At 68.2% G+C, this 22,745-nt stretch carries 25 protein-coding genes; 13 read left to right on the forward strand and 12 right to left on the reverse strand.

Features of this window, described 5'->3' with window-relative positions; all coding sequences use genetic code 11:
• The first annotated feature begins 77 nt into the window (after window positions 1–77).
• From ACWDXS_RS14235 to ACWDXS_RS14245, 3 genes are all read left to right on the forward strand, one after another.
• Window positions 78–749, forward strand: a complete 672-nt coding sequence (locus ACWDXS_RS14235; RefSeq protein WP_449965671.1) for a TetR/AcrR family transcriptional regulator — start codon at window positions 78–80, stop codon at window positions 747–749.
• 33 nt (window positions 750–782) lie between these two features.
• A complete protein-coding gene (locus ACWDXS_RS14240; protein WP_449965674.1) occupies window positions 783–1,754 on the forward strand; it encodes a zinc-binding dehydrogenase in 972 nt (323 codons plus the stop codon).
• 149 nt (window positions 1,755–1,903) lie between these two features.
• A complete protein-coding gene (locus ACWDXS_RS14245; protein ID WP_378988376.1) occupies window positions 1,904–2,578 on the forward strand; it encodes a class I SAM-dependent methyltransferase in 675 nt (224 codons plus the stop codon).
• A gap of 145 nt (window positions 2,579–2,723) precedes the next feature.
• On the opposite strand, the gene ACWDXS_RS14250 is transcribed toward ACWDXS_RS14245, so the two are convergent.
• The gene (locus ACWDXS_RS14250; protein ID WP_449965677.1) at window positions 2,724–3,941 is read right to left on the reverse strand and encodes a DUF418 domain-containing protein; all 1,218 of its coding nucleotides are present in this window, start codon (window positions 3,939–3,941) and stop codon (window positions 2,724–2,726) included.
• A gap of 208 nt (window positions 3,942–4,149) precedes the next feature.
• Between ACWDXS_RS14250 and ACWDXS_RS14255 the strand changes: the two genes are divergently transcribed.
• The 9 genes from ACWDXS_RS14255 (at window position 4,150) to ACWDXS_RS14295 (ending at window position 13,289) form a co-directional block, all read left to right on the forward strand.
• Entirely contained in the window at window positions 4,150–5,136 is a 987-nt protein-coding gene (locus ACWDXS_RS14255) for a zinc-binding dehydrogenase (RefSeq protein WP_449965680.1), read from the forward strand.
• A 169-nt stretch (window positions 5,137–5,305) separates the two neighbouring features.
• Window positions 5,306–5,752, forward strand: coding sequence for a PaaI family thioesterase (locus ACWDXS_RS14260; RefSeq protein ID WP_378988382.1), 447 nt, complete (start codon window positions 5,306–5,308; stop codon window positions 5,750–5,752).
• Window positions 5,753–5,773: 21 nt separating this feature from the next.
• Entirely contained in the window at window positions 5,774–6,625 is an 852-nt protein-coding gene (locus ACWDXS_RS14265) for an alpha/beta fold hydrolase (protein ID WP_449965684.1), read from the forward strand.
• 89 nt (window positions 6,626–6,714) lie between these two features.
• Entirely contained in the window at window positions 6,715–7,938 is a 1,224-nt protein-coding gene (locus ACWDXS_RS14270) for a cytochrome P450 family protein (protein WP_449965686.1), read from the forward strand.
• Window positions 7,939–8,156: 218 nt separating this feature from the next.
• Entirely contained in the window at window positions 8,157–9,278 is a 1,122-nt protein-coding gene (locus tag ACWDXS_RS14275; protein WP_378988388.1) for an ABC transporter ATP-binding protein, read from the forward strand.
• Window positions 9,279–9,314: 36 nt separating this feature from the next.
• Window positions 9,315–10,685, forward strand: a complete 1,371-nt coding sequence (locus tag ACWDXS_RS14280; RefSeq protein WP_449965689.1) for an ABC transporter substrate-binding protein — start codon at window positions 9,315–9,317, stop codon at window positions 10,683–10,685.
• A complete protein-coding gene (locus tag ACWDXS_RS14285) occupies window positions 10,682–11,539 on the forward strand; it encodes a metallophosphoesterase (protein ID WP_449965692.1) in 858 nt (285 codons plus the stop codon). Before ACWDXS_RS14280 ends, ACWDXS_RS14285 begins: the two co-directional genes overlap by 4 nt.
• On the forward strand, window positions 11,540–12,487 hold the full coding sequence (locus tag ACWDXS_RS14290) for a carbohydrate ABC transporter permease (RefSeq protein WP_378988395.1): 948 nt from the start codon (window positions 11,540–11,542) through the stop codon (window positions 12,485–12,487).
• Window positions 12,477–13,289 (forward strand): carbohydrate ABC transporter permease, encoded by an 813-nt coding sequence (locus ACWDXS_RS14295; protein ID WP_378988397.1) that lies wholly within the window; start codon window positions 12,477–12,479, stop codon window positions 13,287–13,289. Before ACWDXS_RS14290 ends, ACWDXS_RS14295 begins: the two co-directional genes overlap by 11 nt.
• A 9-nt stretch (window positions 13,290–13,298) precedes the next feature.
• Here the strand turns inward: ACWDXS_RS14295 and ACWDXS_RS14300 are convergent, their stop codons facing one another.
• The 8 genes from ACWDXS_RS14300 to ACWDXS_RS14335 all read right to left on the reverse strand — a co-directional run bounded on the left by ACWDXS_RS14300 (window position 13,299) and on the right by ACWDXS_RS14335 (window position 19,568).
• Window positions 13,299–14,228: a LysR family transcriptional regulator gene (locus ACWDXS_RS14300; protein ID WP_449965697.1), complete on the reverse strand. Its 930-nt coding sequence runs from the start codon at window positions 14,226–14,228 to the stop codon at window positions 13,299–13,301.
• A gap of 107 nt (window positions 14,229–14,335) precedes the next feature.
• Window positions 14,336–15,007 carry an O-methyltransferase gene (locus ACWDXS_RS14305; protein WP_379315529.1) on the reverse strand — a complete coding sequence of 224 codons (672 nt, stop codon included), beginning with the start codon at window positions 15,005–15,007 and terminating at the stop codon, window positions 14,336–14,338.
• A 47-nt stretch (window positions 15,008–15,054) separates the two neighbouring features.
• The gene (locus ACWDXS_RS14310; protein ID WP_378988401.1) at window positions 15,055–16,035 is read right to left on the reverse strand and encodes a hypothetical protein; all 981 of its coding nucleotides are present in this window, start codon (window positions 16,033–16,035) and stop codon (window positions 15,055–15,057) included.
• Between the two features lie 2 nt (window positions 16,036–16,037).
• Complete coding sequence (locus ACWDXS_RS14315; protein WP_378988403.1) at window positions 16,038–16,367, reverse strand: type VII secretion target; 330 nt, start codon at window positions 16,365–16,367, stop codon at window positions 16,038–16,040.
• Window positions 16,368–16,476: 109 nt separating this feature from the next.
• Window positions 16,477–17,022, reverse strand: a complete 546-nt coding sequence (locus ACWDXS_RS14320; RefSeq protein WP_387443136.1) for a YbaB/EbfC family nucleoid-associated protein — start codon at window positions 17,020–17,022, stop codon at window positions 16,477–16,479.
• Window positions 17,023–17,165: 143 nt separating this feature from the next.
• Window positions 17,166–18,887 carry an urease subunit alpha gene (locus ACWDXS_RS14325; RefSeq protein WP_449965704.1) on the reverse strand — a complete coding sequence of 574 codons (1,722 nt, stop codon included), beginning with the start codon at window positions 18,885–18,887 and terminating at the stop codon, window positions 17,166–17,168.
• Between the two features lie 57 nt (window positions 18,888–18,944).
• Window positions 18,945–19,256 carry an urease subunit beta gene (locus tag ACWDXS_RS14330; RefSeq protein WP_378988409.1) on the reverse strand — a complete coding sequence of 104 codons (312 nt, stop codon included), beginning with the start codon at window positions 19,254–19,256 and terminating at the stop codon, window positions 18,945–18,947.
• A gap of 9 nt (window positions 19,257–19,265) precedes the next feature.
• On the reverse strand, window positions 19,266–19,568 hold the full coding sequence (locus tag ACWDXS_RS14335) for an urease subunit gamma (RefSeq protein ID WP_101467224.1): 303 nt from the start codon (window positions 19,566–19,568) through the stop codon (window positions 19,266–19,268).
• Between the two features lie 246 nt (window positions 19,569–19,814).
• Here ACWDXS_RS14335 and ACWDXS_RS14340 point away from each other — a divergent pair, with 246 nt between their 5' ends.
• Complete coding sequence (locus ACWDXS_RS14340; RefSeq protein ID WP_449965709.1) at window positions 19,815–20,387, forward strand: exonuclease domain-containing protein; 573 nt, start codon at window positions 19,815–19,817, stop codon at window positions 20,385–20,387.
• Window positions 20,388–20,418: 31 nt separating this feature from the next.
• Here the strand turns inward: ACWDXS_RS14340 and ACWDXS_RS14345 are convergent, their stop codons facing one another.
• The 3 genes from ACWDXS_RS14345 to ACWDXS_RS14355 all read right to left on the reverse strand — a co-directional run bounded on the left by ACWDXS_RS14345 (window position 20,419) and on the right by ACWDXS_RS14355 (window position 22,723).
• Entirely contained in the window at window positions 20,419–21,246 is an 828-nt protein-coding gene (locus tag ACWDXS_RS14345) for an SDR family NAD(P)-dependent oxidoreductase (RefSeq protein WP_378988413.1), read from the reverse strand.
• Between the two features lie 120 nt (window positions 21,247–21,366).
• A complete protein-coding gene (locus ACWDXS_RS14350) occupies window positions 21,367–21,750 on the reverse strand; it encodes a PaaI family thioesterase (protein WP_449966229.1) in 384 nt (127 codons plus the stop codon).
• 268 nt (window positions 21,751–22,018) lie between these two features.
• The gene (locus tag ACWDXS_RS14355) at window positions 22,019–22,723 is read right to left on the reverse strand and encodes a TetR family transcriptional regulator (RefSeq protein ID WP_449965712.1); all 705 of its coding nucleotides are present in this window, start codon (window positions 22,721–22,723) and stop codon (window positions 22,019–22,021) included.
• Between the last annotated feature and the right edge of the window lie 22 nt (window positions 22,724–22,745).

Raw genomic sequence — 22,745 nt, forward strand, 5'->3', positions numbered from 1 at the left:
GAGGTTGTGCGTACGCCGTACGCGCGAGCTGGGTACAGTGTACGCATGAAGGTTGTATTACGAAAACGAGTCATGGGATGACCGAGACGAAGCTCACCCGCACCGCGATCGTCGACGCCGCGATCGCCCTCGCCGACGCCGACGGACTCGACGCGGTATCGATGCGCCGCATCGCCGACCGCCTCGATGTGGGCACCATGTCGCTGTACCGGCACGTGGCGAACAAGGACGAACTCATCGCGGCCATGACCGACGAGATCGCCGCCCGGCACCCCTACCCCGATCCCGCCAATCGCGGGTGGACGTGGCGCGACCGGGTGCGCATCGCCGCGGAGATCGATTGGGAGCTCTATCAGCAGCATCCGTGGGTGCTGCTCACTTTCGCGGTCCCCCGCTACAGCTTCGGCCCGCAAGGCCTCAACAGCCTGGCATGGCTGGTCGAAGGCCTGCGCGAACTCGACGTGACCGCCCGCGAGGCCACCACGATGGGATTCTCCGTCTGGAACTACATCTCCGGCGCCAGCTTGCCGGTGGTCGGCGGCGCACTGCTCGCCGAGAAGCGCACCGCCACCGACGACACCAACGGACTGCGCGATCTCCTCGAGGGGAAACCCTCCTTCCCCGTCCCGCCGGCGCTGGCCGAGCTCGAGGGCGCCGGGGTGAGCGACCTGACCTCCGAGGACCTGCTGTTCCTCGGCCTCGAAGCACTCTGCGACGGTTTCGCCGCCCGGGCCGCCCGTCGCGCTTGACCTCGAGCACCGTTCAGGTTGAACACTGACGTCATGCATGCGATTCAGCTCCACGAGTTCGGTCCCGCCGAGAACCTGCGCTACGCGTCGATGCCGGATCCGGCACCGGGCCCGGGTCAGGTCCGCATCGACGTGGCGGCCTGCGGGGTCCACCTCGTCGACACCGCGTTACGCCGTGGTGAGCCGGGCCCGTACCCGTTGCCCGAGCTACCGACGGTCCCCGGCCGCGAGGTCGCCGGAGTCGTGGACCGCGTCGGCGACGGTGTCGACGGTGCCCTGCTCGGTACGCGTGTCGTCGCCCACCTGGGCACCGCACCCGGCGGCTATGCCGAGCTCGCGGTCACCGAAGCCGAACGCCTCCTTGCCGTTGCGGACGGTGTGAGCTTCAGCGCCGCCGTCGCGATGGTCGGCACCGGTCGCACGGCGCTGGGCATTCTCCAGTTCACCGAACTCGATGCCGACAGCATCGCGGTGGTGACCGCGGCGGCCGGCGGGATCGGCACCCTGCTGGTCCAGTACGCCGTCGCCGCGGGCGCCACAGTGGTCGGGCTCGCGGGTGGACCGGACAAGGTGGCAATGGCGCGAGCCGACGGCGCCGATATCGCGGTCGACTACACACTGCCGGATTGGCCGGCGAACGTACGCGCCCAGCTGGGCGGCCGGGCCGCGACCGTCGTGTTCGACGGCGTCGGCGGGCCGGTCGCCGAAGCCGCCGTAGACCTGCTCGGCCCCGGCGGCGCCCACCTGGTTTTCGGCTGGTCGGCGGGCGCTCCGGCACAGGTGGACACCGCCGCGCGCGGCATCACCTCCGAAACCGTGCTCGGCCCGCCGATGATCCAGCGGGCGGGCGGTGACCTGCGGGTCCTGTCCGAACGCGCCCTGGCCGGCGCGGGCACCGGCTTGTTCCGTCCCGCAGTGACCGAATTCCCACTGGCCGAGGCCGCCACCGCCCACCACGCTCTCGAATCCCGCTCCACCACAGGCAAAGTCGTGTTGATCCCCTGACAGGTCGAGATCATCGGGCTCCGGCGGTGGTGATCCGGCCGGAATCTCCGGTACCCGGGCCTGATGATCAACCGACCAGCTCACCGGTCGTCGGGCGCGTCCCCGAATGTCGGACGACGGGGCGAGGGTCGGTGGTGAAGACTGGACCTATGACCGACGCGCAGCCGCCCGCCGATCGTCGCCTCGCCGCTCAGTCGCTGGCCGCGAACGATCCGACCGGATGGTTCGAACCGCTCTACGCCGAGGCCGCCGCGGGGACCTCGGTGGTTCCGTGGGATCGCGACGTCCCCAATCCCCTGCTGGTCGACTGGCTCCGCACCGCCACCCTGCCTCAGGGAGCGCGGGCCGTGGTGATCGGCTGCGGATACGGCATCGACGCCGAATTCGTTGCCTCCCAAGGTATCCGAACCACGGCCTTCGACATCTCCCCCACCGCGATCCGTGGCGCCCGTGCCCGATTCCCGCATTCCCCCGTCACCTACAAGGTCGCCGACCTCCTCCACCCGCCGCCGACCTGGCTCCACGCCTTCGACCTGGTCGTCGAGTCGATCACCGTTCAATCCCTACCCCTGGACGTCCGCACCCACGCCATCACCGGTATCCGGGACCTCCTCGCACCCGGCGCGACCCTGCTCGTGATCGCCGACATCAGCCAGACCCCCGCGACCGCCGGCCCGCCCTGGCCGCTCACCCGCGCCGACATCGACTCTTTCACCGCCTCCGACCTGACCCCGGTCCGGGTAGAAACCGTCTCTCGTGCCGACGCCTCAGGTCTGCACCGCTGGCGGGCGGAGTTCCACCGCCCGCCGCGCACCGCCGACTGACACCGGGCAACGCCAGGCAGAAGCGGTCCGCGGGGGCGGCCGAACGCGGACCGAGCGCGCGAATCGCGATCAAGACCAGGCCCAGGGCCGCGTACAGCGTGAGAATGTCGCCGTCCCCCAGACGGAAGAGCGCCGAATCGGCGTCTCAGACGCCGGGCGCAGCGTTCTGTACGGGGCGACGCCACGTTGGGACGGTCAGGTAGGTCGCGGCGCGGAGCAACCACTCCACCGGGCCGTACGAATGACCGCGTAGCCACCAGGCGCTGAACGCGAGCTGGGCGGCGAAGGTGAGCAGGGCGATCGCGATGACGCCCAGGGGTGCGATGTCATCGGCGAGGGCTAGGCCGTATCCGGTGTAGACGAGCATCAGCACCACGGATTGCCCGATGTAGTTGGTGGCGGCCATGCGCCCGGCCGGGGCGAGCAGAGCGGTGCAGCGGCCAAGGCGTGCGGACTGCGCGGCGAGCAGGACCGCGGCGACATAGGCGAACGTCATGAACGGGTTCACCAGCATCTGCAGGCCGTGGATCACCGCGGGGGCGTGCCACCAGGTCATCGACTCGGCGAAGGTCATCGCCGAGATCGGAACACCGATGCCGAAGCCGATCACGAGTGCGCGAAAGGACCAGCGGCGCAGCGTATCCGGATCCGCGAACAGGTTGCGTTTGCCCGCCGCCATGCCGATCAGGAACATCGCCAGGCTCGGTACGCCCTGACTGAACCAGATCAGCAACAGGAACACCGGCGCGATGGCCGTCTGCGCGGAGAACGTCGATGCGAAGTCCGCGGTGTAGTCGGCCGACATCGCGGGCAGGTCGACGAGCTCGCCGAAGGCGAGAAGACCGGTACTGCCGGGCAGGAAGCTCCACGCCGACCACGTCGCGTACAGCACCACACCGGTGATCACCGCGGTCCGCGGCCGCAATTTGCGCAGCGCGATGAGGGTCAGGCACAGGAACGCGTACAAGGTGAGGATGTCGCCGATCCACAGCAGGTAGACGTGGACGAGTCCGATCGCCATCAGCGCGGCACACCGCCGCAGCAACCGCCGCACCGGCGAGGCCCCCGCACGCTGGGCCGCCGCGATCTGCAACGTGAACGAGTACCCGAACAGAAACGCGAACAGCAGGTAGAACCGCCCGGCGAACAGCGCGTCGACGGTGGCCCGTACCAGCAGATCGACGGTGCCGCCGAAACGCAGTACCGGATCCTCGCGCGTGCCTACCACCGACCACAGCGAGGTCGCCACGACCACGTTGGTGATCAGGATCCCGAACAGGGCGAACCCACGCAGGATGTCGACCTCGGCGATCCGCGATCCGGATCGCACTGCGGGCGAGCGTGTTCCGAGCGCGTCTGCCATGCACCGAGGGTACGCACGCCTCCCGGTCACATTCGTCCACCGTGCGAGCTATTTCGACGCCCTGTCGGAGTGACCCGCTCTCAGCCTTGCGGGGTATTGACAGCCGGGCCCGAGCAGGGGGCATCCCTGAGCCACCCGCGCCCGTCACGGTGCCACAATGGAGCACGATCACGCTCGGCAGGGACTCGCAACCACCACGGAGGCGGACATGCAGGCAGTTGTCATCGATGAATTCGGCGAACCGAAGGATGTGCTCACCGCACAGCAGGCGCCCACCCCCGACCCCGGGGCGGGTGAGGTGCGGATCGCGATGTCGCTGTCGCCGATCCACAATCACGATCTGGCGATCATCCGCGGCGTCTACGGCTATCGGCCGCCGCTGCCCGCGATCCCCGGAACCGAGGCGGCCGGCGTCGTCGAGGCGGTCGGCCCCGGTGTCGACGCACTTCAGGTCGGTCAGCGGGTGGCGATCGCCGGCGTCCGTGGCGCCTGGGCGGATTCCTTCGTCGCCCGCGCCGAACAAGCGGTGCCGATGCCGGATTCCGTGCCCGACGAGACCGCCTGCCAGCTGCTCGCCATGCCGCTGAGCGCCCTGATGCTGCTCGACGATCTCCAGGTGCGGGCCGGTGAGTGGATCGTCGTGAACGCCGCCAACGGCGCGGTCGGTCGCCTGCTCAACCTGTTCGCGAAGGAACGCGGAGTGCGGGTGCTGAGCCTGGTCCGCGGCCAGTCGTCGGTGCAAGCGCTGGAAAAGCTCGGCTACGGTCCCGTGCTCGACACCGAATCGGTGGGCTGGCTCGCCACGGGGGCCGACATCACCGGTGGCGAACCGATCGTGCGCGCCGTCGACCAGGTCAGCGGTCCGGCCGCGGGTGATCTGATGGCGCTGCTCGCCCCGCGCGGTGAACTGATCTCCTTCGGCGCGCTGTCGGGCAAACCACTGATCATCGACACCGGCGCCGTCATCTTCAAACAGGCTGTGGTGAAAGGATTCTGGGGCCAGCAGCGCAGTTCCGACATCGACCGAGCCGACTACGTGCGGTTGATCACCGAACTCGTCACCCTCGCCGCCGACGGCACCCTGCGACTGGATGTCCAGGCCGATTTCGCGCTCGCGCAGGCCGCCGAGGCCGCGGTGGTGTCCGAAACTCCCGGCCGCAACGGCAAAGTGGTCCTGCACGCCGGACCTCGCTGAACGCTCGGCCGGGCGGGTGAACGCGCCACTCACCCGGCCGAACTCTTTCCGGACTCCCAACAGCAGGCGAAATTTCCGCGATGGGCTGTTCCCGCGCGCCGTCAGCGGGCAGGATTCGCCGCAGGAGCAGCGGCGACGCCGCGCCGCTGCCGAGCAGAGGACTGAGCCGATGACCGCAGCACAGGCCCCCAATCCCGACTTCGCACAGCTGGTCCCCAGCGTCGTGCTGTCCATGCCCGCCGCCGCGCACCTGGGTTTCCACTTCAGCCGGGTCGAGCCCGGCGACGTCGAGATCGTGCAACCACACCGGCGCGAACTCACCCAGCACGACGGCTATTTCCAGGGCGGCGTCCTCGGCTCGCTCGCCGATTTCGCCGCCGGCTCGGCCGCGGGCACGCTGCTGCCCGCAGGCTGGGTGAACATGACCATCGACTACACCGTGAAGATTCTCGCGCCCGCCAAAGGGCCGAACGTGGTCGCCCGCGGCCGGGTGATCAAGCCGGGCGCACTGCTCACGATCGCCGCCGCCGACGTGTTCTCGGTGGAGGAATCCGGCGAAATCCTGTGTGCCACCGCGCTGGTGACGATGCGCAACGTTCGCCTCGCGGCGGCCTGAGCACCGGCGGCGAGCGACCCCATGCCGATCATCACTCTCGACGATGTTCCGATCTCCTATACCGACACCGGCGCTCCCTCGGGCACACCCGACGCCGCCACCGTGGTCTTCGGCCACGGATTGTTGTTCGGTGGCTGGATGTTTCGCGCCCAGCTCCAGGCCCTGCAAGGCGACTACCGGTGCGTCACCCTCGACTGGCGAGGTCAGGGCGATACCCCACCCACCGCCGGCGGCTATGACATGGACACTCTCACTGCCGACGCGGTGGGGGTGATCCGCGCTCTCGACGCGGGCCCCGTGCACTGGGTCGGGCTGTCCATGGGCGGCTTCGTCGGCCAACGACTGGCCGCCAGGCACGGCGAACTCCTGCGATCGCTCACGCTTCTCGACACCAGCGCTCAGGCCGAGGATCCCGCCAAGATCGGCGAATACCACCGGCTGGCCCTGGCGCTGCGCTGGCTCGGCATCCGCCCCATCGCCGGCCGGGTGGCCACGCACCTGTTCGGCCCCTCGTTTCGGGCTTCCGGCACCGGCAAGGAAGTCGTCCGCGAGTGGTCGCGTCGCCTGGCCGGAATCGATCGTATCGGCACCCGCAACGCCGTCCACGGTGTCACCGAACGCGGCGCCGTCGACGGCGAACTCGCGGCGATCACCGTCCCCACCCAGATCATCGTCGGCGCGGACGACGCCGCCACCCCGCTCCCGCATGCCCGCCAGATCGCCGCGCTCATCCCGCATGCCCGGCTCCACACGATCCCCGCGTGCGGTCACTCGAGTTCCCTCGAACAACCGGAGGCCGTCACCGAACTCCTTCGGGATTTCCTGGCATCGGTCGAGTCGAGCACCTCGACGACGGAGCCACGCACCACCTGATCGCGAATTCGTTTTCGTCACAGGGCTTTCCGTGCTTCCGGTGTGTACGGTCGATGCGCGTTCGGCCCGGCGCGGGTACCGTCGATTCGATGGCCGACCTCACCGCTTCCGCCCCTGTCGAGTCCATCGGCGCCGACTTCTTCGACGATCCGCACGCGCAGTACCGCCGGTGGCGCGCCGAGGGCCCCGTCCATCGGGTTCGCTTCCCCGACGATGTCGTGCGCTGGGTGGTCGTCGGCTATCCCGAAGCCAAGATCGCGCTCGCCGACCCGCGCTTGAGCAAGGACGCCGTGCAGCTCAACGCGATCCTGCACACCAAGCGCGACACCACGGCGACGGACCCGAATATCGTCGCGCTCCTGAGCCATATGCTCGGCACCGACCCGCCCGCGCACACCCGCCTGCGCAAGCTCGTGAACAAGGCTTTCACCAGCCGCCAGGTCGCCCTGCTGCGACCACGTATCGAGCAGATCACCGCGTCGCTGCTGGATGCGATGGGTGATCGCGACGAGGTCGATCTGATGAACGATTTCGCCAATCCCCTTCCGGTGACGGTGATCTGCGAGCTGCTCGGTGTCCCGTTCGAGGATCGCGCGGATTTCCAAGCCTGGACCAAGGCCCTGGTCACGGTGGTGGGCGAGGGCGAGCAGGACGAGCGTCCCGCCGCGTCGGCCGCGATGGTCGGCTATCTCGCGAAGCTGGTGCGCACCAAGCAGTCCGCACCCGCAGAGGATCTGCTGTCCCAACTGGTCCTCGCGGACGAGGAGGGCGATCGGCTCACCGATCAGGAACTGGTGTCGATGGCGTTCCTGCTGCTGGTCGCGGGCCACGAGACCACGGTGAACCTCATCGGCAACGGCGTCCTCGCCCTGCTCCGCAACCCCGAGCAGTGGCAGGCCCTGCGCGCCGACCTCACCGGTGTCCCCGCCGCGATCGAGGAATTCCTGCGCTTCGACGGCCCCGTCGACATGGCCACCGCCCGCTATACCGCGGAACCGGTCACGCTGGGCGACACCGAGATCCCCGCAGGCGAGATCGTCTACGTCGCCCTCTCGGCCGCCAACCGCGACCCCGCCCGCTTCGCCGCCCCCGACACCCTCGCCACCGACACTCCCACCGCCGGCCACCTCGCCTTCGGCCACGGCATCCACTTCTGCGTCGGCGCCCCCTTGGCCCGCGTAGAAGCCGAAATCGCCTTCACCGCACTCCTGCACCGCTACCCCGACCTGACCCTCGCCCCCACCGCCGACCTCCGCTGGCAAACCAGCACCCTCATCCGGGGCCTACTCGAACTACCGGTCCGGCTGCGCTGAGGCCGCTGACCGCCACCACGATGCAGATCGGCGCCCGGGTGGACTTTCCACCATCGGCCGATCACCCGGTGACAGCGTCGCCGAACCCCGCCAACGACTGACGACCACGACGAGCACCGATGGTGCGGTTCGTGGGTCGGTGGGGTCGAGATGATTGGACCGATCGACGTTCACTATCGCCCCGGCGCGGGGGCCGTGGCGGGCTCGACACTGGGCCCATGGCACGACTGCAGATCGAAGCGGTGTCGAAGAAGTTCGATGCCGAGTACGCGGTGCGCGAGGTGAGTCTCGACATCGCCGATGGTGAGTTCATGGTGTTGCTGGGGCCCAGTGGCTGCGGCAAGTCCACGTTGTTGCGGATGATCGCGGGGCTGGAGGAGCCGAGCGCGGGGCGGATTCTGGTGGGCGACGTCGACGTGACGGACGCGGCGCCACAGCGGCGGGATCTGGCGATGGTGTTCCAGAGCTACGCGCTGTATCCGCATCTTTCGGTGGCGCGCAATATCGGGTTCCCGTTGCGGGCCCGGCGCAGGCCACGGGCGGAGATCGCGCGGCGGGTCGCCGAGGTGTCGGCGACGCTGGAGATCTCGGCGCTGCTGGAGCGACGCCCGGTCGCCCTGTCCGGCGGACAGCGGCAACGAGTCGCGCTGGCACGCGCCATGGTGCGCGATCCCGGCGCGTTCCTGATGGACGAACCGCTGTCGAACCTCGACGCGAAACTGCGCAGCGCGACCCGCGCCGAACTGATCGCGCTGCACCAGCGCCTCGGCGCGACCTTCCTCTACGTCACCCACGATCAGGTCGAGGCGATGACGATGGCGACGCGCATCGCGCTGCTCAACCAGGGCCGCATCGAACAGTGCGGCACCCCGGAGGAGCTCTACGACCGCCCGCGCTCGACCTTCGTCGCCGGCTTCCTCGGATCGCCGCCGATGAACCTGTTCCCCGCCGTCGTCACCGCGAGCGACGGCCATATGACGGTGATGGCCGACGGCATCGATGCCGCCCTGGACATTGCCGAGGATTCCGGCGACGCCACCGCCGTCGTCGCCGGAATCCGCCCGGAACGCCTGCGGATCGACGACACCTCGACCGATGTCCGCGGGCGGGTACGGATGGTCGAGAACCTCGGCAGCGAAGAACTCGTGCACCTCGAGTCCGGCCTCTGCGTGCGCGCGGCGCGACCGGCCGGTGTCCGGGTGGGCGAGGACATCGCCTGCCGCGTCGACCCCGCCGACATCCACCTGTTCGACCCCGACACCGGCCTGCGGCTGACGTGGCAAGCGCCCAGCTCCCCCGCGGAACCGGCCGTCGACGCGGCCGCGATCCCCGTCCCCTGATTTCGGCACCACCCCGATGACAAGGATAGAACCACGATGAAACGCACACTGCCCGCGCTGGGCGTGGTGTTCACCGCCGCCCTCGCCCTCACCGGTTGCGGCCTCGGCACCACCGGGTCCACCGACGCCACCACTACCGCGCAGATTCCCGAACTGGCTGCCGACCAACAGGTTTCGATCGTCTTCGAGTCCTACAGCTACGGTGTGGCGGGCGCCTGGACCGACACCTTCAACGCCCTGATCGCCGACTTCGGCGCCAAGCACCCCAATATCAAGGTCACCGCGCAGAAGCCGCAGGGCAACAGCCCCAACCCGGCCACCGACACCGTCTCCAGCATCCAGAACCAGATGGTGGCGGGCACCCCACCCGACGTCGCCCAGCTCGGCTTCTCCGACCTGGACTTCACCATCCACCAGCTCAAGGCCAAGCCGCTGGACCAGCTGGTCGGCGCACCGGAAGTGAAGCAGAACTTCGACGGCGCCCGCCACGCGTACGCGCCACGCGCCCGCACCCTCGACGACTGGGACGGCCACACCTACGGCGTTCCGTTCGTCTTCTCCACGCCCGTCCTGTATCTGAACGCGTCGCTGTTCGCCGAGGCCGGTCTCGATCCCGCCAAGCCGCCCACCACCTGGGACGAGGTCACCACCGCCGCGAAGGCGATCGCCGACCGCACCGGCAAGGGCGGGGTCTACATCGACTGCCTGACCAAGACCGCCAAGGACTGGTGCTTCCAGTCGCTGGTGCGCTCCAACGGCGGCCGCGTGATCTCCGAGGATCGCAACACCCTCACCTTCGCCGACGCGCCCGCCGTCGAGGTCACCAAGATGGCGCAGAACCTCGTGAACAGCGGCAGCATGCCCAAGCTCAATCAGAAGCAGGGCTACGAGGCGTTCGGTCGCGGCGAGATCGGCATGATGCTCGAAACCAGCGCGTTGCAAAGCGTTTTCGTCACCGGGTCCAAGGGCAAGTGGGACCTGCGTTCGGCGCCGATGCCCGGTTTCGGCAGCAAAGCCGCCATCCCGACGAATTCCGGTGCGGGCCTGCACATCCTGTCCAACGACCCCGCGAAACAGCGGGCCGCGTGGGAACTGATCAAGCACCTGACCAGCGAGGATTCCTACAAGAAGATCGCGCAGAACATCGGCTACCTGCCGCTGCGGACCGGCCTGCTCGAGGAAGCGGGTGGGCTGAAGGAATGGGCCGACCAGAACCCGCTGCTGCGCCCGAATGTCGCGCAGCTGGCGAACATGGAGCCGTGGGTGTCGATGCCGGGCAACAACTATCTGCAGATGCGCGACGGCATGATGGACGCCGTCGAGGCCGTCGTGTTCCAGGGCGCCGACCCGCAGTCGACGCTCACCGCCGCCCGCACCGCGGGCACCGAACTCATGCCCAAGTCATGAGCGGGCTGACGATCGTCCAGATCACCGACACCCACCTGCGGCCCGAGGGCGAACTGCTCCACGGTGTCGACACCGCCGCCAATCTGACCGCGGTGCTCGACCGGCTGCGCGAATTCGGGCAGCGCGTCGACGTGCTGATCTTCTCCGGTGATCTCAGCGACAACGGTTCGCCCGAGGCCTACCGGCGGTTGCGGGCCGCGGTCGAGCCCGTCGCGGCCGATCTCGGCGCCGAGATCGTCTACGCGATGGGCAATCACGACGAACGCACCGCCTTCGGCATCGAACTGCTCGACCGCGACACCGTGGACCCGGATCTCCCACACGACCAGAGTGTCGAGATCGCGGGCGTGCGGATCATCGTGCTGGACAGCACCACACCGTTCCAGCACGACGGCAAGCTCGAGCCGGAGCAGCTGGCCTGGCTGGCCGAGCAGCTACGCACCCCCGCCCCGCACGGCACCGTGCTGGTGGTGCACCATCCGCCGCTGCGTTCCCCGCTGGCCACCCTGGACTTCCTCCGGCTCAAGGACGCCGAACAGCTGGCCGAGGTCGTGGCGGGCACCGATGTCCGGATGATCCTGTGCGGACACAACCACCTCACCGGCGCCTCGGCGCTGGCCGGGATTCCGGTGTGGATCGGTCCCGCGACGGCCTACCGGGTGGACCCCATGGCACCGGCGGGCAGGCACCGCGGTTTCGTCGGATTCGGGTTCAGCCGCGTTGACGTCACGGAGTCGACGGTGCTGGCCACCGCGATCGACGCCGCTCCGGCGCCGAAGGTCTATGACCGGCCGGAGTCGGAGATGCTCGAGCAGATCGCGGCGATCGTCGCCGCGCGGGCGGCGGTGCGGTAGATGTTCGTCATCGATGCGCCGGCGTCGCCGGTACCGCCGGTCGCGGCGACACCGGTGCGCCGGCGCCTCACCCGCCGCCATGTGGCCCGGTTCGTCGCGCCCTACCTCTATCTGAGCCCGGCACTGGTGCTGCTGGTGGTGTGGACCTATCAACCGCTGGTGCAGGCCCTGCAGCTGTCCACCTACTCGTGGAACCTGCTGCCGACCGCACCGATGACACCGGTGGGCACCGCGAATTACGAACGGCTGCTGGACCTTCCGGCGTTCTGGGGCGCCCTCGGTCGCACCGGGACACTGATCCTGGGCCTGTTGCCGTTCACGGTGGTGCTGCCGGTCGTGATCGCGATGGCGAGCAGACGGGTCACCGGTCGGGCGCGCACGATCTATCAGGCACTGGTGTTCGCGCCGTTCCTGGTCGCGCCGGTCGCGGCGGCGGCGGTGTGGCGCTGGTTGCTGCATCCGGGGACGGGCTTCCTCGCCCAGGTGACCGGTTCGGACCGCAACTGGGTGTACGAGACCGCGACCGCGCAGGGCGTGATCATCGCGATCACCGCCTGGCACCTGATCGGCTTCGCGGTGCTCGTGGTGTGGGCGGGCCTGGCCGGCATCAGCGGTGACTACGACGAAGCGGCCAGGGTCGACGGCGCCTCCCCCGGTCAGATCCGGCGCTGGATCACCCTGCCGCTGCTCTCGCCCACCGTGCTGTTCCTCGTCCTCACAACCGTGTTGCTCAGTCCCACACTGACTTTCCCGCTCATCGACTCGATGACCCAGGGCGGTCCCGCGCAGGCCACCACCAATATCTACTACCTGCTCTGGGATTACGCCTTCCACAGTTTCGACGCCGGTTTGAGCGCTGCGGCCGGTGTGCTGCTGTTCTTCGGCTTCGGTCTGGTGGCCGCGCTGCTGGTCTGGATCTCGGAAAAGGTTGCTGTCCATGACGATTGAACGACTGCGCGGGGCGGGCAGCCACCTGCTGCTCGCCGCCACGGCGCTGGTGTGCGTGTTCCCGATCTACTGGCTGTTCGCGACGTCGCTGCGCAGACCCGAGGACGTCACCTCGCTGTCGCCGATCCCGTGGCCCCTGTCGACGGCCAACTACCTCGACGCGGCGCAGAAGGTCGACATCGCCGGTCTGATCGCCAACACGTTCTTCGTCGCGGTGCTCTCGGCGGCGGGCCAGCTACTCATCGCGTTGCTGGCGTCGTACGCGTTCGCCATCTACACCTTCCCGCTGCAGAAGCTGCTGTATCTGGCGTTCGTCGGGGTGTGGCTGGTGCCGTTCCAGGTGACGATGCTGCCCAACTACATCCTGCTCAACCAGCTGGGCCTGATCAACACCCTGATCGGCGTCGTGCTGCCGACGCTGTGCTCGGCGCTGGCGGTGCTGCTGTTGCGCCAGCACATGTCGGCGTTCCCGAAAGAGCTCATCGCCGCCGCCAAGATCGACGGGCGCTCGTCGTGGTCGATCCTGTGGACCGTCGTGGTCCCGAACCTGCGACCCGCGCTCGCCGCACTCGGCATCCTGCTGTTCATCAACGCGTGGAACGAGTACTTCTGGCCTGCGGTCGTGCTGCGTCAGTCCAACAGTGTGCTGCAGCTGGGACTGCGTAGTTTCATGGGCACCGAAGGCGATCAGTGGGGGCCGATGATGGCGCTGGCGGGTCTGGCCTGCCTGCCGGTGCTGCTGCTGTATCTGGTGCTGCAGCGCCACATCGTCAATGCGTTCGTGCGGTCGGGATTGAAATGAACGACGACTTCACGCCGTCAAGACCTGGTCGTCGGCCAGGGCAGGTGCCGTGGACGCGAGGCAATCCAGAAACATCGCCACCGCCGGATTCTGTTCGTCGGCCCGCCACACCACGTGCAGATCCAGGGTCGGGACCGGATCGACCAGTTTCACCGCCACCGGGTCGGTGTCCGAGGACCCCATACCCGCCGACACCGCCCGTGGCAGCGAGGCGAATCCGACCAGTGGGCGCACCGAGACGATGTGGGCGGTGGCGCCCGGATCGTCGGCGATCTGGGTGATGTTCAGCGCGATCCGGGTCTGCGCGGCCGACCGCAGGATCGCGTCGTACATCGCCGGACACTGTTCACGGGCGAACAGCACGCAGTCCTGGTCCCGCAGTTCGGCGAACGGCACGTGCGAGCGGTGCGCCCAGCGGTGCTGCCTGCCGACCACCGCCACCAGCGGAATCCGGTGCAGCAGCCGCCGATACCGGAAATCGGCGGTGCTGGGGTGGCCGTAGACCATGGCCAGGTCGAGGGATCCGTCGGCCAGGGCGGCCAGCTGCGGCCCGGTTCGCTTCTCCCACAGCGACACCGAGATGCCGGGGTGGCGGTCGGTGAGCTGGGCCAGCGCGTCGGGCAGGATGTGCTTGCTGGCGGGCAGGTTGTAGCCGACGTTCAGGCTGCCGGCGCGACCGGCGGCGGTCGCCTTCGCGGCCTGGGCGGCCCGGTCGAGCTGGGCGATGATCTGGCGGGCCTGCAGCTCGAACTCCCGGCCCGCCGGCGTCAGCCGCACCTCGTGTGAATTGCGCGCGACCAGCTGCACTTCCAGGGATTTCTCCAGCTTCTGCAACTGAGCGCTCAGGCTCGGCTGCGTCAGATGCAGGCGCTGCGCCGCCCGTCCGAAATGCAATTCCTCGGCGAGCGCGATGAACGAGACGAGATGACGGAATTCCATGATGGCGGCTCCTGAAGTCGAACAGTCCCACGCTAGCGGCAGCGAACAACCTCCCGATGAATCCCGGACGCCCGGCAATGACCCTGCGCATTGCCGGGCGGTGAAGATCAGGAATTCGGGCCGTTCACCACGGCGTAGGCGAATCCGTCCCACCCTTTCGCGCCGACGGTCTGGATGACGGTCGCGTCGACACTCGGTTCGGCGGCGAGCAATTCGATCAGGTCGCGGCTCGCTCGGGCATTGGGATCCTCGGTCTGCTCGTCGGCCACCGCGCCCGCGCGCACCACGTTGTCGACGATGATCACCGAGCCCGGGTGGGTCAGGCGCAGCGCCCACTGCACGTAGTGGGAGTTGTTGACCTTGTCGGCGTCGATGAAGACCAGGTCGAACGGTTCGGTCAGATCCTCGGCGACACCGGGCAGGGTGTCGAGGGCCGCGCCCACCAGGATCTCGACGCGCTCCCCCACGCCGGCGCGGTCGAGGTTCTCGCGCGCGACCTTGGCGTGGCGGGGTTCGAATTCGAGGGTGACGACGAGACCGCCGTCACCGACCGCGCGCGCCAGCCACTCGGTGCTGTATCCGCCGAGGGTGCCGATCTCGAGGACCCGGCGCGCTTTCGCGGTGCGGGCCAACAGGTTCAGCAGTTTGCCCTGGGGCGGGGAGACGTCGATGGCGGGCAGCCCCGCGTCGGCGTTGGCGGTGAGTGCGGGCGCTCCCTCGTCACCGACGAGCGTGGTGACGAGGTAGCTGTCGACATCGGCCCAATCGTTGATCGTCATAGACGCAGTCTGCCACCGAGCGCGGGTCGGCACCGGCTCCTCGGCTGCTACTTCGCGGTCTCGACCTCGGTCACGCCCTGGATGATCTTCACCGCGCTCTGCGCCAGCATCTTCGTATCGATCAGCGCCTGTGCCAGTTTCACCAGCATCTGCGAGACCGTCACCGTGGCCAGCGAGATGTCGAGCAGCGCCCTGGCGATGAGCGCGGGGGTGGCAGTTCCGGCGGAGGCGATGAGCAGCGCGGTCATCTCGGCGAGCATGCCGGCGAGATTGCTCAGGATCTCGACCACGATCTCGCGCACTGTCTCGACGATGCCCTTCATCGCCGCGTTGCACTCCGACAGCACCTCGGCGACGGCTGCCTTCTCGGCGATCTTGCCGGTCAGCTCGGTCGCCTTGGCCACGTAGGCTTCGGCCGCGGCACCTGCCCATTCACCGATTCCGGTGTCGAGCGCGGTCGCCCACTCCTGCGCGGTGGTCGTCAGACTCTCGGCGATCGCCTTCCACGAATCCGAATACGCCTGGACCATATCCGGGCTGCCGGTGATCGATTCCAGTGATTTGCGCACCGGTTCGACGTGTTCGAGCATCCAGCTCATCAGTTGCGAGCCGAGGAAGTTGAACGGGTCGAACTTCGCCAGCGTGGAGGTGCCCTTGATCGCCTTGCCGAACATCGTCGCCGCCGACGCCCAATCACCCGCGGTACCGGCCGCTTTGGAGATGGCGTCGACCTTGGTCATGATCGACCCGTCGCCGGTCATCGCGTTGTAGAGGCCGAGGCCGTTCTCCCAGGTGTCACCCTGGAGCGTGCCCTTCATGATGCCCGCGTCGGGTTCCTCCCCGCCCGTCGGCCGGCCCACGTTGCTGAACAGGAAGTTGTTTTCCTGGTAGTAGGTGTCCCGATAGTCGACGCCGTCTTGGAGCAGGTCGTTCTCGGGAGCTTCGCCGTCGTCGAAGGTGCTCACCGTGCCGGGCAGGACGGTGTGCTCGTTGAGGAACGTGCCCGCCGCGTTGGGTCCGTCGGCCATGGTCAGACGTTCCTTTCGATCTCGGCGGTCTTGCCCGTGAGATCGCCCGCCCGGGTGGTGTCACACGTTTCGAAGGTGTCGGCGGCGGTGCGGAGTTTGCCCGGCATCTCCGCGGCCAGGGTGTCGAGCTGCGCCAGTGCCTCGGTGATGTCGTCGTGGAGCGAGTTGAGGGTGCTCACCGCGTACGGCTTCACGAGCAGGCCGTAGCCGTCGTCGGCGTGGGCGAGATAGTTCGCCGCCTCGAGCGCCTTGGCGACCCCGCCGGACACGCCGTCCACCGAGCAGGCCTGTGACCTGATCGCCTCCAGATTCACATTCACCAGACTGGTCACGCGGAATCCCTCCTCCGGCGAACTCGGTCGAGTCCGCAGCTCTCGATCTAGTTGGACGCGCCCCGGCCCCGTTCGGTTCCCTCGAATGTGTGCCGGGTTGTAGCGGTGGCTACTGCAACCAGGATTTGCGCTGGTAGAACATGTCCTCGTCGGACGGCTCCTCGGGCGCGACAACCCGATCGCGGTCGGGTTTGCGAGTGGCGGGAGCCTCGGGCGCGGCCGGCCACGATGCGGCGGGGGCGGCCGGAGCGGCGGGCGGCGGCGACGGCGGGACGGGCGCCGACGCGGTCGGGTCCAGGTCGGGGAACCGGTCGCTGTACTGGCCGACGATCGCCTCCCCGGCCTCGTCGGTGCCGACCGTGTCATGGACCAGGCCGGTGACCTGGTCACGCAGGCGCGCCTGGGCGCGATGCGTGCAGGCCATGAGCTCGGCCGCCACGGCGGTGGGATCCATGCCGCGCACGGCGGCCGCCAAGGTGATCGCGGTGGTCGAACCGTTGGCGTCCACGGTGACGCTGATCCGGCCGTCGGCCGAGGTATCGGTGACGCTCACCGCGGTCATCTTGGCGTGCAGCTCCTGGTAGCGCTGCGCCTTCTGTTCCAGGTCCTCCGCCCAGCGCGACAGGTCCGCGGCGGCGTTGTTCAGGTCGTCCATGCTGTGTTCCCCTCCCGCCGGGGTCCCCGGCGCTGTGCGGCGGAAGGCGTGCCGAAACCCGCCCCGCTCGGATCGCGACGAGCCTAATGGACACAGCCGCGACAGCGTTCATCAGCCCGGCACGGACGCAGCGAAGACGGCGGTCAGAAAAGGAAGTAGCGCTGGGCCATCGGGAGTTCGGTGGCGGGTTCCTCTGCCCAGACTTCGCCGTCGATGCGGACAGTGAAGGTATCGGGGTCTACTTCGATGTGGGGCATGGCGTCGTTGTGGGGCATGTCGGCCTTGGTGACGCGGCGAGCGTTCTTGACCGGCACCAGCTTTCGGCGCACGTTCAACCGGTTCGCGAGGCCGTCGTCGATGGCCTGTTCGGAGACGAAGTGCAGGGAGGTCGCCGCGGCGGCCGGGGCCGCGGCGCCGAACATGGGGCGTGGAAGCACGGGCTGCGGGGTGGGGATGGAGGCGTTGGCGTCGCCCATCGCGGCCCAGGCGATCATGCCGCCCTTGAGGACCGCGTGCGGCCGGACACCGAAGAACGCCGGTTCCCACAGCACCAGGTCGGCGAGCTTACCGACCTCGATCGAGCCGATCTCGTCGTCGAGTCCGTGCGAAACCGCCGGGCAGATCGTGTATTTGGCGATGTAGCGCTGCACGCGGGCGTTGTCGGCCGCACCGTCACCGGGCAGGGCGCCACGGCGGCGTTTCATCACGTGCGCGGTCTGCCAGGTGCGCATCACCACTTCACCGATCCGGCCCATCGCCTGGGAGTCCGAGCCGATCATGGAGATGGCGCCCAGATCGTGCAGGAGGTCTTCGGCGGCGATGGTGGACGGGCGGATCCGCGATTCGGCGAAGGCCAGGTCCTCAGGGATCGACGGGCTCAGGTGATGGCACACCATCAGCATGTCGAGGTGCTCGTCGAGGGTGTTGACGGTGTGCGGCCGGGTGGGGTTGGTGGAGCTGGGCAGCACATTGAGATGGGAAGCGACAGTGATGATGTCGGGCGCGTGGCCGCCACCCGCACCCTCGGTGTGGTAGGCGTGGATGCCGCGGCCCGCGATGGCGGCGAGGGTGTCCTCGACGAAACCGGCCTCGTTCAGCGTGTCCGAGTGCAGTGCCACCTGCACGCCCGCCGCGTCGGCGACGGTGAGGCAGGCATCGATCGCGGCCGGGGTGGAGCCCCAGTCCTCGTGCAGTTTGAAACCCGATGCGCCGCCACGCAATTGCTCCCACATCGATTCCTGGCTCACCGTGTTGCCCTTGCCGAGCAGCACGATGTTCATCGGCCAGTGGTCCAGGGATTCCAGCATCCGCGCCAGGTGCCAGGAGCCCGGTGTCACGGTGGTGGCCTTGGAACCCTCGGCGGGGCCGGTGCCGCCGCCGATGAGCGTGGTGATGCCGCCACCGAGCGCCTCGTCCATCAGCTGCGGGCAGATGAAGTGGACGTGGCAGTCGATGGCGCCCGCGGTGAGAATGCGGCCGTTGCCCGCGATGATCTCGGTCGACGGGCCGACAACGAGATCGCGGTGCACGCCCGGCATCGTGTCGGGGTTGCCCGCCTTGCCGATTCCGCAGATCCGGCCGTCGCGAATGCCCACGTCGGCCTTGATGATCCCCCAGTGGTCGATGATCACGACACCGGTGATGACGGTGTCGGGGGCGCCGTCGGCGCGGGTCGCGCGTGACTGCCCCATCGACTCGCGCAGCACCTTGCCGCCGCCGAACACCGCTTCCTCACCGGCGAGTCCCGGTCCGCCACTGCGGTCTTCGGTGATCTCGACGATCAGGTCGGTGTCGGCCAGGCGAATACGGTCGCCGGCGGTCGGCCCGAACAGTTCGGCGTAGCGGGCGCGGCTCAGTTCGGTCATCGGCTCTCTCCCGGACGTCGCGGCGAGAGGCTTGCCGCGCGATGGTTGTCGGTCACCTCAGGCATCCAGGTGCCCGGGCGGGTTCATGCTGATGCCGTATACCTCGCGGGTACCACCGAGCGGAACCAGCGAAATCCGCTGCGGCAGACCGGGTTCGAATCGAACGGCGGTGCCTGCCGGGATATCGAGCCGGTGCCCGTGGGCGGCTTCGCGATCGAACTCCAGCGCGGCGTTGGACTGCGGGAAGTGCACGTGGCTGCCCACCTGAACGGGGCGGTCGCCGGTATTGACCACCTCGAGCTCGACGCGTACCGCGCCCGCGTTCAGTTCGATCGTGCCCTCGGCACAGAGGTATTCGCCGGGAATCATGGGTCTCGCCTATCCGATCGGGTGGTGCACGGTGACGAGCTTGGTGCCATCGGGAAACGTCGCCTCGACCTGCACGTCGTGAATCATCTCCGGCACCCCCTCCATCACATCCTCGCGGGTGAGCACCGATCGCCCCGACGACATCAGTTCCGCCACGGTCCGCCCGTCCCGTGCTCCCTCGAGCACGTGATCGGTGATCAACGCGATCGACTCCGGATGGTTCAGCTTCAACCCCCGCGCCTGCCTGCGGCGCGCCAGCTCGGCCGCATAGCTCAGCAGCAGCCGTTCCTGCTCGTGCGGCGACAGGCGCATACGTTCTCTCCTCGGCGGGTCGTGGTCGGTGAGCGACATTCTGGCACGTCGCCCGGCTGCGCGGCGACCGCCGCCGAGCGCGACCGGGGACGACCCCGAGGCGATTAACGAGATGTTAACGATGGGTCCGGGATCGGCCAGGGAACAGCCAACTCACCGGCCGAGCAGCGGGTGCGCCTGTGCCACGAATCGCCGCGCGACGAATATCACTGGAGCACACCACGACGCGCCCGTACCGTCACACCCATGAACGAGTGGACCGGCCTGCTCAACGTGGTCGACGTGGAAGCCACCTGCTGGGCGGGCGACCCGCCCGCCGGACAGGTCAACGAGATCATCGAGATCGGGATCACGGTGGTCGATCTCGCCACCCGGACCAGGGTGAGCAAGCACGACATCATCGTGCGCCCGACCAGGTCCACGGTGAGCGATTTCTGTACCGAGCTCACCACCCTCACCCAGCAGCAGGTCGACAAGGGTGTCGAGTTCGGTGAGGCGTGCCGCCGGCTGGCCGACGAGTTCGCGGCAGGCGAGCGGCCGTGGGCGAGTTGGGGCGATTACGACCGCAAACAGTTCCGCGCCCAGTGCGCGGCCACCGGCGTCGACTATCCCTTCGGCCCCGAGCACACCAACGCCAAACAAGTCTTCACCGAGTCCTACGACCTGCGACGACGCCCCGGCATGGACCACGCGCTCCGGATCGCCGACATCCCCCTCGAAGGCACCCATCACCGCGGTGACGACGACGCGTGGAACATCAGCGCGCTGGTCGTCGAGGTACTCGGCCGCGGCGGTTGGCGGGTCACCACCCTCGACTGATCCGAGGGCTACAGCCTCCGGAACTCGCGGATCACAGCCGAGCCAGCACTCTCACCGTTTCGTCGAAAAGCTTGATAGCCGCCGCGGAGTCGAAGGCAGGCCCCGCGGTGTCGAGCCGTGCGCCCTGCACGATCGCGACCAGTGGCTCCGTCGGCGGTTCATCCAGGACGCCCAGAATCGGACCGATCGCTTGATCGATCGATTGCGCTGTCGCGCGCATCGCCTCGACCCTCACTGCCATCTCCGCGTCATAGTCGCCCGACAGGCCGGTATCGACCACACCGGGGTGCAGCAGGACATAGCGCACGCGCGTCGAGGACGATCGGCGCGCGAACTCGATACCCAGTAGATCGTTGAGCTGTCCACCCTGGGACAGGGCACGCAACCCGTGGTAGTCACGCTCGAAACCCCAATCGTCCCAGCGGATCTCCTCGGTCCCGCTGCCTGGCCCCGCCACGTTCAAGACGACCGGGTCGACCGCGGAGTCGAACAGATCGATCAGTTCGTAGCTCAGCACGAAGCGACTCAGGTAGAACAAGGCGAAGGTGTATTCGAACCCCTCCACCGTGACCAGCCGCTCGGAGCGATAGTGCCGCGCGCACAGCACGAGGGCATCGAGTCGGGTGAAGTGGGCGCGCACGGACTCGATCGCGGTGCGCGTCTCGGCGATCGAACTCAGGTCCGCCCGCACGAAATGCGCACGTCGGTCCGCGCCGATGGCCGCCGCCGCGGCGAGGAGGTCCGCGCCCTTCGCCGGATCGCGCCCGATCACCACGACGGCATCGCCCTTGGCGAGTCGGTCCAGTGCGACCGCCCGCCCCAACCCGTCTGTCCCGCCCGCGACTACAACGTGCTTCACAAGGACCGATGTTATCGATCCCGGTACGCCGATGCCACCGGACTCGTACAGAAAGCTGAACTCACAGGTTCAGACCGGAACGACGCCGAACCCGGCAAGGCCGGGGGCTCCCATGGACCGCTAGGCGGCGAGGTTCTGGAGGCGGACCTGGCCGCGGGCGACGGTGCGGCCTTCCGCGTCGGTGATGACGACGACCCAGAGCTGCTGGCTGCGGCCACGGTGGATGGGGGTGGCCTCGCCGGTGAGGACGCCCTCGCGGACCGCACGCAGGAAGTCGGTGTTGTTGTTGACGCCGACGACCGAACCACGCTCGCCGAACCAGACGCCGCCGCCGACACTCGCGAGAGTTTCGATGATGGTGCAGTAGACGCCACCGTTCTGGATACCCGCGGGCTGATGCAGTTCGGGACGCACCTGCCATTCACCGCAGACCCGGTCGGGGGTGACCTCGGTGTAGCGCAGGCCGATGAGGTCGGTGAAGGTGCCTTCGCTGGCCTTGGTCATCAACTCGGGGGTGACATCGGCCAGGGACAGGGGCGTTTCGCTCATACCGTCCGGTTTACACCATCCGAAACGGCGCTCAACAGCCGGTAAGACGTAGCGGCGGGCTCCGTCTCGAAAACGGAGCCCGCCGCGGCAGGATGGCGGAGTCGACCGCAGCCCTCGGGACCACCGGCTCATCCGTACGCCGAGATCAGAGTAGGTCAGGCTTACCTAAGTCGTCAAGTGCTCGCGGATTTGTCTCATTAATGTCTCATAATTCGTCTCATAATTAGTCTTTGAGATACCGATACACGGTTGCTCGCGAGACGCCGAGCGTAGCGGCGATCTCCGCGGCGCTGCGGTGCTCGACCCGGCTCATCCTGCGCGCCGCGGCTACTCCCGCATCGTCGAGCAGTGCGGGCCTACCACGGTGCACCGCAGCAGCATTCATGTCGTCGGGGTACAGCAGATCCACCCCGGCCAGCACTTCCGCACGCAGAGCCGTCGGCGATTCGTCCGCGAACAACACCACCGGGTCGCTGAGCACGCCCAATGCCTGCACGGCGCGCACGCGATCGGACAGCGTCGGATTCGGTCCCGCTACCAGCACATTCGCGGCCAATACCAAGTCGCGGAACCGTTCGAAGATGCTGCCCGACGCGGCGAGCGCGAGATCGTTGACGTTGAGGCGCAGCAGATATCGATGCTCGATGTAGACCTCGAGAATGCCTTCGAGCGCCTGCCTGCGGGCGACCCGCGGATCGGGGTCGGCCGCTGCGGCCAAGGCGGCGGCGAGGGCGACGAGCAGCGGCTCGGCCAGTCCGGCGAGAATGTCGTACTTGCTCGGAAAGTGGTAGAGGACACCAGCCTTGGAGATGTCGAGCTGGTCGGCGATCGCCCGCACCGTCGTGCGGTGGTAACCGTGGGCGCTGAACAGATCCATCGCGACGGCAAGAATGCGCTCCCTGGTGCCGACCGCTGCGTCATCACTCATCGGCGCATTCTATCCCTTGACT

Source organism: Nocardia sp. NPDC003183 (assembly GCF_053590715.1).